Source organism: Pseudosulfitobacter pseudonitzschiae (assembly GCF_002222635.1).
Classification (GTDB): Bacteria; Pseudomonadota; Alphaproteobacteria; order Rhodobacterales; family Rhodobacteraceae; genus Pseudosulfitobacter; species Pseudosulfitobacter pseudonitzschiae_A.
Window position 1 is genome coordinate 91,850 of record NZ_CP022416.1, and the last position, 12,519, is coordinate 104,368.

Here is a 12,519-nt window from a genome sequence, read left to right on the forward strand (position 1 = left end):
GATTGAAGGTCCGTTATTGGTCAGATACAAGGTGGATGAACATTCCGATCGAGTGGAGGCGACGAAATGGCAGTGACCCCCCCGAATTCTGCGAGCGAAGCCTGTCCGCTTTCCGATGAAACCACAGCACAGCAAAATGGCTGCCCGGTATCTGATCCGGCCGCGATGGCACGGGATTTTGACGCATTCCAAGGTGCCTACCAAGTCGACCCGGCCGAGGCACTGCGCTGGTCGCGCGATCAGTTGCCCGTCTTCTACGCGCCGAAGCTCGGATATTGGGTGGTCACGCGCTACGATGACATCAAGGCGGTCTTTCGCGACAATATCCTGTTTTCGCCCAAAAACGTCCTTGAAAAGATCACGCCCGCCACGGACGCGGCGATGACGGTTCTGAAAAGCTATGGTTACGCGATGAACCGGACCATGGTGAACGAGGACGAGCCCGCGCATATGGAACGGCGGCGGGTGCTCATGGGTCATTTCCTGCCGGAAAATCTGGAAAAGCAGCAAGAGATGGTCCGCCGCCTGACGCGCCAGAAGGTTGATGAATTCATCGACAGCGGCCGCGTCGATCTTGTTGAGGCCATGCTATACGAAGTTCCGTTGCTGGTGGCCTTGCATTTTCTCGGCGTGCCCGAGGACGAGATCGAGACACTGCGGACGTTCTCGCTTGCGCATTCGGTGAACACCTGGGGCAAGCCTTCGGACGAAAAGCAGGTCGAGGTCGCGCATGATGTCGGGCGTTTCTGGCAATATGCGGGGCAGGTCATCGAAAGGATGCGTGAGGAAAAAGACGGCCAGGGCTGGATGCATCACACCATTCGGATGAACGCTGAGATGCCCGACGTGGTGACCGACAGCTATGTGCATTCGATGATGATGGCGATAATCGTGGCCGCACATGAAACGACGTCGCTGGCGTCTACCAACATGTTCAAGACGCTGCTGGCGCATCGCGACGCCTGGGAAGACATCTGCTCTGATCCGTCCCTGATTCCGAACGCGGTCGAAGAGTGTCTGCGCTACGCGGGATCAATCATGGCATGGCGTCGCCAGACCACCGCCGCGACTACGCTGAACGGCGTCGATCTGCCGGAAGGGGCAAAGCTGCTGATCGTGCAGGCGTCGGGCAATCAGGACGAACGGCATTTCGAAGATGGTGACAGCTTTGATATCTACCGCGACAACGCTGTCGATCACCTGACCTTCGGCTATGGTGCGCATCAGTGCATGGGCAAGAATATCGGACGCATGGAAATGCGTATTTTCCTGGAAGAGATGACCCGCAGGCTGCCCCATCTGAAGCTGGCCGAGCAGGACTATTCCTATCTGCCGAACACGTCCTTCCGAGGGCCGGATCATCTTTGGGTCGAATGGGACACTGCGCATACCCCGGAAAAGATCTTGTCCGAAGCCCGGCGCGCGAAACATGAATTCGCCGTCGGCGCACCTGCGCGGCGCGACATTGCCCGCAAGATCAGAGTGACCGAAACCCGCAGCGAGGCCGAGGGTATTCTGGGCCTGACCATCGAAGACGCGCAGGGAAGAACATTGCCCAACTGGAGCGCGGGAGCCCACATCGAGCTGTGCGTCGGCGACTACGATCGCAAATATTCGCTTTGCGGTGACCCAGAACGCGGCACCTATCAGGTTGCGATCTTGTGCGAGAATCAGGGTCGCGGCGGTTCTCGTCACATTCACAAAACCCTGAAAAACGGTGCCGAGATCAAGATGCGCGGGCCCTCCAACCTGTTCCGGCTAGATGAAGGTGCTGCACATTATGTTCTGATTGCCGGAGGGATCGGGGTGACGCCGATCCTCGCAATGGCGGACCGGCTTAAGACTTTGGGCAAGAGTTACGAGTTGCACTATGCTGGCCGTTCCAAACGCACGATGGCGTTTCTGAATAGGGTCTCACGGGACCACGGACCGGTTCTGTCGCTCTATGCCGATGACGAAGGCAGGATAATGGACCTAGCAACGATGGTCGCCGCAGTTCCGGAAGGCGGGCAGATTTACGCGTGCGGTCCGCACGGGTTGCTGAACGCGCTAGAGAATTTGACCGATGGTCTGCCGCAGGACACCTATCATTTCGAGCATTTCAGCACGGGAATCTCGGGACTGGACCCTGCAAATGAGTCCTCGTTCGAGGCTGAATTGACCGATTCCGGCATGGTGCTTCAAGTGGCGGCCGATGCGACGCTGCTGGACGCCATCCTTGCCGCAGGAATCGACGTCGCTTGTGATTGCCGCGAAGGTCTCTGTGGGTCCTGCGAGGTGGAAGTGATTGAAGGCGAAATCGACCACCGTGACATGGTGTTGACGCGAAATGAGCGTGCGCAGAGCAACCGGATGATGAGCTGTTGCTCGCGCGCCAAAAACGGCGCGCGGATCAAGCTTGCACTCTGACTATTCCACAACATTGACCCCAAGGGAGGACTATCATGTCGACAAAAACCAAACTCATGACGGCCGTCGCACTGACCACCGCATTGACCGCACCGGCGGCCAGTGCCGAAACCACGCTGAAGGTAAGCCACTATCTGCCTGCGGTGCATGGCATCCATACCGATTTTATCGAACCTTGGACGCAACAGGTGACCGAATGCACAAACGGTGAAGTCCAGTTCGAGATATTCCCGGCGGGCACGCAAATGGGCAACGTCGCGCGGCAACAAGAACAGGTTATGGCCGGTGTCGTTGACATCGCGCATGGCTTGCACGGCATTCCGCGCGGTCGGTTTCCCGCGACATCGCTGATCGACATGCCGTTTCTGACCGACGATGCAGGTGCCGCCAGCTATGCGTTGTGGGAGCTTTTCCCCGAATACCTGTCTGACGAATACAATGGCCTTAAAGTATTGGCGCTGCATGCCCACAATGGCGGTGTGTTGCACACCAATGAAAAGAAGGTCGAAACCATCGAGGACATGAAGGGGTTGCGTATTCGCACCCCAAGTCCTGCCGTATCCGAGATGCTTTCATTCCTGGGGGCCGATCCGCAGGGGCTTCCGCCGGGCGAAGTTTATGAAAGCCTGCAGCGTGGCGTGATCGACGGCACGGTTTTCCCATGGGATCCGGTCAAAAGCTTTGGTCTGAACGAAGTGCTGAACTACCATCTTGAACTTGGTGCCTACACCGTGTCGTTCTTCTTCGTCATGAACGAGCGGTCTTACGAAGGTCTGAGTGAAGAGGCGCAGGCCTGCGTCGATAAGTATTCCGGGGGCGATCTGGTGGCCAAATTCGGCGACTGGTGGGACATGTGGGATGCGCCGGGTCGTCAGGATGCTATCGACGCCGGTCACCAAATCACCGAACTTTCGGATGAGCAGCGTGCGCAGTGGGAAGAAACCCTGCAGCCGATGATGGATGCATATTTGCAATCGGTCAAAGACGCGGGTGTGGACAATGCCGAAGAGATCTATCTGGCGATGCAAGACAAGATTGCCGAATACGAAGCCGCGCAGCAGGACTGATCTGTTCGGACAAATGACCAAGGCCCCGGCACGCGAACGTGTCGGGGCCTTACTGTGAGGGAGGGTATGGATTTGGGACAACTTGCAAAGCTGGCGCGCGGATTGATCAATGCATTCGCCATGCTGGGCGTCATCGCCTACGGGGCTGCGGCGCTTGTCACCGTGGCGGATATCATCGGGCGCCGTTTTGGGCTTCCTGTCGAGGGCGTCGTCGATCTGGTGCAGCTGTTTGTGGTGACCGGCGCGTGGCTGGTCCTGCCGTTTGCCTTTCTCACTGCTGCGCACGTCAGCGTCGATTTCGTGCTTGATCTCTTGCCACATGCGTTCGTAGTGCCGCTGAAAATCCTGGGTACCGTCCTGTCCCTGGGGCTTCTGGGGCTTATGCTGCAACAGGGATATACGACGTTTCTTACCCGGACCATGTTCGGTGACACCTCGCAACAATTGGGCATTCCGATCGCATGGTACTGGTACCCGCTGCTTGTCGGCATGACCGTTTCCCTTCTGGCTGTCCTGCTTGAACTGGGCGCATCGCTGAAACAGGAGAGGCAATCATGAGTGATCCGGTTCTCGGGCTTCTGGGCTTTGCTGCGGCGCTTTCGCTGATCGCCTTTGGTGTGCCGGTCGCGATTTCGATGGGGGTTATCGGGGCCCTTGGCTATTGGTACATGAACGGCTGGATGGGCGTTTCGTATATTCTCGGGTCAAGCCCGTTTGAGTCGATCTTTCCCTATTCTTTCTCGGTCATTCCGTTGTTCGTGATGATGGGGGTCTTTGCCTCGCACGCGGGGTTGTCGCGGGCCCTGTTCAATACCATCAACGCGTTCATCGGACACCGCAAGGGCGGGCTGGCTATAACAACAGTGGCTGCCAGCGCCTTTTTTGGGGCGATCTGCGGCTCGTCACTGGCCACGGTCGCCACCATCGGACGTGTTGCCTTGCCCGAGATGAAGCGGCACGGCTACGATGCGTCCCTGTCCACGGCGACGGTTGCTGCGGGCGGCACGTTGGGCGTTCTCATCCCGCCTTCGATCCTTTTGGTCATCTATGGCCTTCTGACCCAAAGCTCGATCGGCCAGTTGTTTATCGGCGCCCTGATACCGGGCATTCTGGGCGCTGTGCTTTATGCAGTTGCCGTGATGGTCCGGGTGCGTCTGAAACCCGAAATCGCGCCTCGGTCGCCCCGCCAGGGGTGGTCGGAACGGCTGCGCAATTTGGGACAGGTCTGGCAGGTGGTGCTTCTTTTCGCACTTGTGATTGGCGGTATCTACCTTGGTTGGTTTTCACCGACCGAAGCGGCAGCGGTCGGTGCGGTCGGTGCATTCGTGCTGGCGCTTTTTTCCCAAACATTGAACCGCGAGACGCTGAAGGCCTCCATCCACGAGACTGCAGGTCTGACGGGCATGATCTTCTTCATTCTGATCGGTGCTGCTTTATTCAACTTCTTCCTAGAGAACACGGGCCTGCCGCAGTTCATCATTGCCCAGATTGAGGGGGCTGGCATGAGCCCCACTGCGGTGATGATCCTGATCCTTGTGTTCTATATAGTTTTGGGTTGTTTCATGGACGCGATGTCGATGATCTTGCTCACCGTCCCGTTGCTTGCCCCGATCGCGCTGGAACTTGAATTCGATCTGATCTGGTTCGGGATAGTTATCGTCACAGTGGCCGAGATCGGGTTGATCACACCGCCGATTGGGATGAACTTGTTCATCGTTCAGGCTGCCGCGCGGGATGTTCCGCAAAGCACGGTCATTCGGGGGATCTTGCCTTTCATCCTTGCGGATGTGGTGCGCCTTGCGCTTCTCGTGGCGTTCCCCGCGCTGGTGTTGTGGCTGCCCGGGCAGGCATTCTGACAATATTGGAAAGGCTTTCAGGCAGCGATGCCGAGTCAACGTTCAGATGCGAAAGGCGCGGTGCGGGTCGAAACACGGAGCTGTCGATTGCGGATTGAGCAGAGATCTGTGAGCAGCTCTGGACCGCATCGACCTTCGCTGCGAATAGTGTGAAGGTCCGCCTGCAGGACGGACGCGCGTTCCTTGAGCTGGCTGGAGGCCGTGACATCGACGGCCTTCATTTTGACGAGATCACAGCCGCGCAGCTTACTGCTGATGGCCAGACAAAAGCGTGGTAGATCGCGATGGTTGTCGGCCAACTCAAGCCGACCCCTGATTGCCTTGACATGTTTAGACTTCAATGGCCTTTTTGAGCCAACGATGCGCCCCTTGTTCCAAGCGAGGTGAATTGCGCAAACGGCCGGTTAGCTTGGTGTTTGCACGGCATTTCATCCGAACCGCTATACCGCTCGCTTATCCTTGAGAGCAAGTGTGTACTCCCGCAACCAAGCCATGAAAGCGCCGGTGTTGGAGAAGTGATCCTTCATATCTTCAAGCGCCAGTGGCTTACTTATGACAGGTGACTGCGGTTTATTAAGTGAATGTACTACTTCGTGCAAAAGCAGCCCCTGACGCATCGTCGCGGAGACCAGATTGGCAAGCAGATAAAATCGTGAATTCTGGCCTGGGAAATAAATTGGCAGCACAGTCGCGCCCGAGCGCTGGATCATTTTTGCAGTAAATGGGTTCCACTGGCTCTCGACTGCTGGACCGAACCAGGTTTTCGAGGAGGCAACCTCCCCAGCTGGGAAAAGAATTATTACGCCGCCTGATTTGAGGTGCTCCATTGCCTTTTTGCGCATCAAAAGGCTTTCGTTAAAGCTGTCTTCTTCATGCGGAAACGGTACGGGCAGCATAAACTGGCCGATCTCTTTGATGCCGGAGATAAGTGACCGGGTGAGGATCAGAAAATCGCTCCGTTTACGTCCAACCAGCTCAGCCATTACCATGCCATCTACCATTCCATGGGGATGGTTGGCGACGACGATGAGCGGTCCAGTTGTGGGTATGTTGTCAATCTGCTCATCCGGCGTAAGCAAATTTATCCCCATGAACCGGAGGGTCTGACTGAAGAATAAGAGCCCTTCTTGGACACCTGCGCGTTCAAATTTTCGGATCAAGCGTAACAACGTTATTTTTCCCGTCATCCATTCTATTGAACGTATGGCAAAGATTTTTTTCGGATCGGAAAAAGTCGTTGCATAAGACAGTTTGCGTTTGTCGTATGGCACGTTCTTTTTGGGCTCGATCTGCTGCCCGGGCAGCGATGTATCCCGACTGCTTTCTAGCACATTCTCACCCTATTTTATGGCATACCGTCAGACATCTTTTCAGAAATTCTCATCCAAGCGTCCAGTAACAAACACTGCTAACCCATAGCCGAGTTTTTTGACTGCAGAAACACCTCCCTGAACACAAAAAGCAGACTTTCTCCACGAAGCATGTTGAGTGGCAACCACCTTGCACTGCCTCAAAGCCTTCGGCGAGTGCATCGCAGCGAAGGACTCCGGTATTCGCAACGTTGCCACTGTTGCTCGTTACGGTTGTGAGTTTTCGGTTTTCCGCCGAAGCAGGTGGTTCGGTGGAGGTGAAAAGCGCAGTCACGCGGGTGCGCCATACAGGCAGACATTGTTGCGTTTTCTCAGCCCGCCGATTGTCCTGCATGGTGACAAGCCACGACGGCGTCGCGGGTTCCGTTGCCCTTCAGCGCAGGGGTTTTCACGCTGCAAATCTCTGTGGCGATTGGGCAGCGGGTGTGAAAGCGGCAGCCTTTGGGCGGATTGATCGGCGAGGGCAGGTCACCCTTGGGGGTGATGCGCTTGCGGTTGCGCTCGACGCGGGGATCGGCGCGAGGGATGGCCGATATCAGCGCCTGCGTATAGGGGTGCTGTGGATTGGCAAATAGCGCCTCGACAGGGGCAAGCTCCACGATACGGCCCAGATACATCACCGCCACACGGTGCGATATGTGGCGCACCACGCCCAGATCGTGGGCGATAAACAGATAGGCGATGCCAAGTTCGCGTTGCAGGTCTTCCAGCAGGTTCAGCACGCCCGCCTGAATGGACACATCCAGCGCCGAGACAGGTTCGTCCAGCACGATCAGTTTAGGGTTCAGCGACAGCGCGCGCGCGATTCCGATGCGCTGGCGCTGGCCGCCGGACAGTTCGTGGGGATAGCTTGTGGCCAGATCACGGGGCAGGCGGACCATATCGAGCAGTTCGGCGATGCGGGTCTTCAACTCGGCGTGAGGCAGATTGGCAAGGCGCAGCCCCTCGGCCAAAATTTGTTCGACGGTCATGCGTGGATGAAGCGAGCCCATAGGGTCCTGAAACACGATCTGCATGTCGCAACGCAACTGGCGCAACGCGGTTTTGTCAGCAGCGGTCACGCTTTGCCCTGCCAGCGTCACCTGACCCGAGCTGGGTTCGATCAACCGCAGGATCGACCGACCGAGGGTGGATTTGCCACAGCCGGATTCCCCGACAAGGCCAAAGGTTTCACCCGGTGCAATGTCAAAGGATATGCCCGATACCGCCTGCACCGCTCCAACCTTGCCGCCCAGAAGGCCGCCGCTGAGGGGAAATTCCTTGGTCAGGTCGCGCACGCTGAGAACGGGGGCCGGGGGGATCACCGGGATCACGGGGGCAATGCTGTCGTTCATCGTGATACCTTTGCCTTGGCGCCCAGCAGGGGAAAGTGGCAGGCATAGTCGGTGGCGTGGCCGATGGTGAGTGCAGGGTCTTGAGTGTGACACAACGCTTGCGCCTGTGGGCAGCGCGGGTGGAACGCGCAGCCGTCGGGCCGGTTGGCGATCGAGGGCGGGGTGCCTTCGATCTGCTGCAACGTGCCGGTACCGTCGATGGTGGGCACCGCGCCGATCAGGCCGCTGGTGTACGGGTGCGCTGTTTCGTAGAACAGCGGATCAATCGGTCCGCTCTCGACAATCCTGCCACCGTACATGACGGCGATCTTGTCCGCGATGCCCGCGACCACACCAAGATCATGGGTGATCAGCACCATGCCCACCCCCAGATCGCGGCGCAGGTCGCGCAGCAGATCGAGGATTTGCGCCTGCACCGTCACATCCAGCGCCGTGGTCGGTTCGTCCGCGATCAGCAGTTGCGGATTGTTGGCCAGCGCCATCGCGATCATTGCACGCTGGCGCATGCCGCCGGAAAACTCGTGCGGATACTGGCGGACCCGCTTTTCAGGCTGCGGAATGGCCACGCGTTCGAATAGCCGCTCGGCCTCTTTCAACGCATTGCGACGGGATATGGTGCGGTCATGCAGCAATATGGCTTCGGCGATCTGGTCACCGATGCGCAGAACGGGATTGAAGGCGGACAGTGGATCCTGAAAAATACAGCCGATGGATTTGCCGCGGATCTTCTGGATGCGCGAAGCGGGCATGCCGATCAGCTCCTGTCCGTTGAACCGCGCACTGCCCGAGACCTGCGCGCCGTGGGGTAACAGTTGCAGCAGCGCCATCATGGCGATGGATTTGCCCGACCCGCTTTCTCCGACCACGCCCAGCACTTCGCCCGGATCCAGTGAAAAATCGACGCCGCGCAGGCCCTCGGCCCAGAAACCGTAGCTGTCGGAAAACGAAATCCGTAGGTCCTTGAGCTCGAGCAGGGGCGTTGTCATGTCGACCTCCGGTCAAATAGGTCGCGCAGGCCGTCGCCCAGAAAGGAAGTGGCCAGCACCACCGACAGGATCGCCATGCCGGGGCCGAAGGCGATCCACCAGTCGTAGAACCGCGTGGCCCCTTCGGAAATCATGCTGCCCCATTCGGGCGCGGGGGGCGTGGCGCCCAGCCCGATGAACGACAGCGATGCTGCCAGCAGGACGACCTGCCCGAAATCCATCGTCGCGTTGATCAGCGTGGGCGTCCAGCACAGGGGCATGACGTGTACACGCAACACCCGCAAGCTGGAGGCTCCGCCTGCGATGGCGGCCTCGACGTGCTCGCGTTCTTTCACTTCCAGCACTTGGCCGCGCATCAGCCGCGCATAAATCGGCCACCAGACGATGACCATCGCAATGGAGGCATTGGCCAGCCCTGGCCCCAGCATCGCCGCAACGGACATCGCCAGAAGGATCGGCGGGAAGGACACGGTTACATCGACCAGCCGCATGATGATGCTGTCCCACCAGCCACCGAAATAGCCCGCAAGCGCCCCCAGAAGCGAACCGATGGCCACGGCACTGGCCACGACGACAACGGCGATCGGGATCGACCAGATGCTGCCATGCAGGGTACGTGACAGGACATCACGGCCCAGGGCATCGGTGCCCAGCCAGTGATCGCCCGAGGGGGGTTGCAAGCGTCGTCCCACCATAGCCAGTGGGTCGGCGATGGGCCAGAACTGGATGGTCAGCAACGTCACGACCCAGAACAGCAGAATCATCGCTCCGATCTTGGCGGTCAGGGGCAGCTTGCGCGACACCTGGCGAAAGGATTTCAGCAACCGCTGGCTGACGGGTGCGATGACGACGGGAGGGGAGGAGACGTGGGTCATGCGTTCACCTTGATGCGCGGGTTGGCCCAGGCGTAGGCGATGTCGGTCAGCAGGTTGGCCAGCAGAAAGGCGACAGAGCCCACGATGGTCACGCCGCCAATCGCCGGATAATCCAGTGAGGCCGCCGCGCGCACCGCGTAAGAGCCGATGCCCGGCCAGGAAAAGATCGCCTCGGTCAGAACCGCGCCGGTGATCAGATAGGCAAAGGTAAAGCCAAGGATCGTCAGTAGCGGGATCATCGCGTTGGGCAGGGCGTGTTTGACCAGCACCACACGCTCGGGCGCGCCTTTGGCCCGCGCGGTGCGGGCATAGTCCAGCGACATGCCCTCGACCAGTGACGAGCGCACAAGACGCGTGATGATGCCCGTGACCGACCAGCCCAGCACAAAGGCAGGCAACGCCAGATGCGACAGGGCCTGAACAAAAAGTGGCAGATCGCCGGCGATCAGCGCGTCGATGGTGTAAAAGCCGGTGAAATGTTCGGGCGGCGCCACACGCGGTGGCAGTCGGCCTGTGCCGGGCACCACTGACAGGCGCACAGACAACAGGTAAAGCAGGATCAAACCGGACCAGAAGATTGGCAGCGATGATCCGATCAGCGCAAACACCCGCGCAAGGCTGTCAAAGACAGATCCGCGAAACCGCGCGGATAGCAGCCCCAGCGACAGGCCCATCACCGTGCCGAACACCATCGCCACGATCACCAGTTCCAGCGTGGCGGGCAGGCGCTCTGCAATGTCCTGCGCGACGGGGCGGCGGGTGGCGAAGGATGCCCCCAGATCACCCTGCACCAGATTACCGAGATAGCGCACGTAGCGGACGGGCAGGGGCTGATCCAGCCCCCATTCGGCCTTCACCGTGGCTACAATTTCGGGATTGTTCATCATCCGTTCAGGGACAAGGGCGGCCAACGGATCGCCCTTGGTCATTTGCGTCAGAAGGAAGGAGACACTCGCCACCCCAAGCAGCAGCAATGGAATGGAAATCAGCCGTCTCAGGATATAGGCGAGCATCACTTCACTTCCTTGAGATTTCAGCCAGCGGAAGGTTACAGCAAGCCGAGTAGCGCACGCCTTCGATGTCATTGCGATAGGCAAGCACAAGATTGGGCGAGACCAGCGGCAGAATGATCGCATCCTCCATCATTTCCTCGCCGAGTTGCTGATAAATCGCCGCAGCTTCTTCGGGCGACGATGCCAGCGCCTTGGCGTACAGGTCTGCCTCGGCCGGGTTCACCACCAGTTCGGGGGTGTCCAGACCGGCACGGACCGTCCAGGGAAAGCCTTCGATCATGCCGAAATACTGCACATATTGCGCGGTGCCGTAATAGTCAGGCGCATAGTAAACCGCCGTGACCGGCCATTCACCTGCGCCCAGCTCGTCCCGCCAGACTGCCCATGTCAGGGGTTTCAGCTCCAGTTCGACACCGACAGCTGCGAAATCCTGTTGCAGCTTTTGCATCATGATGTTGAATTCAACCCCGTAGACGTTGTCGTTGGGATAGCCTGCGACCAGCTTCAGATCGGCCGCCCCGGCGGCGGCCAGCATCTCTTTGGCCGTTTCGACATCCTGCGCACGCGGCGTCAGACCTGCGGTGCCCGGAAAGCCGTTGGGAATGGGCGCGGCTTGCTTGGCGCCACTGCCGCCCACGGTAAAGTCCAGCATTCCGTCATAGTCGATGGCCAGCGCTAGCGCCTGACGCACTTGCGGAGTCAAAACCTCGGCCATGCCTTTGGCGCCTGGGATAAAGCCGATGTAGACAAAGTTATAGGACGGAACGACCTCGGTGGTGACATCCTCCGAGCGGATCGAGCGGGCCGTATCGGGGTCAATCTGCATGGCGATGTCGACCTGACCGGTTTCAAGCGCCTGCGCTTGGCTGACCGCATCCTGAATTTGGGTGACGACGATTTCGCTGAATGCAGGTGCTTCGCCCCAATAGGCGTCGTTGCGCGACAGACGCAGTTCCGCTTCGGGTGTGTAGGCCTTCAGCGCGTAGGGTCCGGACCCCAGCGAGTTCGACAGGAACCACTGTTCGGACTTGTCGGTCTCGGGGGCGTCTTCGCCTGCGGTCGCCCCTTCCGCCATCGCGGCCTCGGCGTTGATCACGCCGGTGTAGGACGACGAGATTTTGTTGAGGAATTCAGAGCTGGGCGCGTCCAGCGTGAATTTGACCGTTTTCGCATCCACAGCTTCGGCGTTGATCAAGCCGTCCATCAGGAACGATGGCGACCCTTTTAGGTTTTTCAGGCGGTTGATGCTCCACACCACGTCCGACGCTTCGACGGGCGAGCCGTCGGCAAAAGTCGCGTCCTTTAGGTGAAAGGTGAACTCGGTGAAAGTGTCGTTGGTTTTCCACGACTCTGCCAAGTTCGGCACCAGCGTTTCGTTGTCGGGGCCAAGTGTGATCAGCGTCTCGTACACTGCCGTCAGGTAAAATTGGCACGTGTCACAAAAGGCGCGCGCCGGATCGAGAGAGTTCACATCCATAGAGCGCGCGATCACCAAAGTGTCGGTGTCCTGGGCCGTCGCCGGTGCTGCGATGAAGGCTGATCCGGCCAGTAAAAGGGCGGCCACCCCTTGTTTTAGTCTGAACTGTATCATGGTTGGTTTCCCTGTTGG

Annotated in this window: 10 protein-coding genes and 1 pseudogene; 4 read left to right on the top strand and 7 right to left on the bottom strand. The window is 58.8% G+C overall.

All coding sequences use genetic code 11. From position 1 onward, the window contains the following. The first annotated feature begins 66 nt into the window (after positions 1 to 66). The 4 genes from SULPSESMR1_RS18035 (at position 67) to SULPSESMR1_RS18050 (ending at position 5,332) form a co-directional block, all read left to right on the top strand. On the top strand, positions 67 to 2,409 hold the full coding sequence (locus tag SULPSESMR1_RS18035) for a cytochrome P450/oxidoreductase (RefSeq protein WP_089422474.1): 2,343 nt from the start codon (positions 67 to 69) through the stop codon (positions 2,407 to 2,409). Positions 2,410 to 2,444: 35 nt separating this feature from the next. Continuing rightward, positions 2,445 to 3,476 carry a TRAP transporter substrate-binding protein gene (locus SULPSESMR1_RS18040; RefSeq protein WP_198362907.1) on the top strand — a complete coding sequence of 344 codons (1,032 nt, stop codon included), beginning with the start codon at positions 2,445 to 2,447 and terminating at the stop codon, positions 3,474 to 3,476. A gap of 66 nt (positions 3,477 to 3,542) precedes the next feature. Continuing rightward, positions 3,543 to 4,034 (top strand): TRAP transporter small permease, encoded by a 492-nt coding sequence (locus SULPSESMR1_RS18045; protein ID WP_089422475.1) that lies wholly within the window; start codon positions 3,543 to 3,545, stop codon positions 4,032 to 4,034. Next, positions 4,031 to 5,332: a TRAP transporter large permease gene (locus SULPSESMR1_RS18050; RefSeq protein WP_089422476.1), complete on the top strand. Its 1,302-nt coding sequence runs from the start codon at positions 4,031 to 4,033 to the stop codon at positions 5,330 to 5,332. Before SULPSESMR1_RS18045 ends, SULPSESMR1_RS18050 begins: the two co-directional genes overlap by 4 nt. 158 nt (positions 5,333 to 5,490) lie before the next feature. Here SULPSESMR1_RS18050 and SULPSESMR1_RS25960 read toward each other — a convergent pair. The 7 genes and pseudogenes from SULPSESMR1_RS25960 to SULPSESMR1_RS18085 form a co-directional block, all read right to left on the bottom strand. Beyond that, positions 5,491 to 5,721 (bottom strand): annotated as a pseudogene (locus SULPSESMR1_RS25960) (integrase); the annotation flags it as partial. Positions 5,722 to 5,772: 51 nt separating this feature from the next. Further along, positions 5,773 to 6,663, bottom strand: coding sequence for a lysophospholipid acyltransferase family protein (locus tag SULPSESMR1_RS18060; protein WP_089422477.1), 891 nt, complete (start codon positions 6,661 to 6,663; stop codon positions 5,773 to 5,775). A gap of 350 nt (positions 6,664 to 7,013) precedes the next feature. Continuing rightward, positions 7,014 to 8,036: an ABC transporter ATP-binding protein gene (locus SULPSESMR1_RS18065; RefSeq protein ID WP_089422478.1), complete on the bottom strand. Its 1,023-nt coding sequence runs from the start codon at positions 8,034 to 8,036 to the stop codon at positions 7,014 to 7,016. Further along, entirely contained in the window at positions 8,033 to 9,022 is a 990-nt protein-coding gene (locus tag SULPSESMR1_RS18070; protein WP_089422479.1) for an ABC transporter ATP-binding protein, read from the bottom strand. The genes SULPSESMR1_RS18065 and SULPSESMR1_RS18070 overlap by 4 nt, the downstream gene beginning before the upstream one ends. Next, positions 9,019 to 9,786 carry an ABC transporter permease gene (locus SULPSESMR1_RS18075; protein WP_089422745.1) on the bottom strand — a complete coding sequence of 256 codons (768 nt, stop codon included), beginning with the start codon at positions 9,784 to 9,786 and terminating at the stop codon, positions 9,019 to 9,021. The genes SULPSESMR1_RS18070 and SULPSESMR1_RS18075 overlap by 4 nt, the downstream gene beginning before the upstream one ends. A gap of 107 nt (positions 9,787 to 9,893) precedes the next feature. After that, the gene (locus SULPSESMR1_RS18080; RefSeq protein ID WP_089422480.1) at positions 9,894 to 10,910 is read right to left on the bottom strand and encodes an ABC transporter permease; all 1,017 of its coding nucleotides are present in this window, start codon (positions 10,908 to 10,910) and stop codon (positions 9,894 to 9,896) included. Positions 10,911 to 10,914: 4 nt separating this feature from the next. After that, entirely contained in the window at positions 10,915 to 12,501 is a 1,587-nt protein-coding gene (locus SULPSESMR1_RS18085; RefSeq protein ID WP_089422481.1) for an ABC transporter substrate-binding protein, read from the bottom strand. Positions 12,502 to 12,519 lie beyond the last annotated feature (18 nt).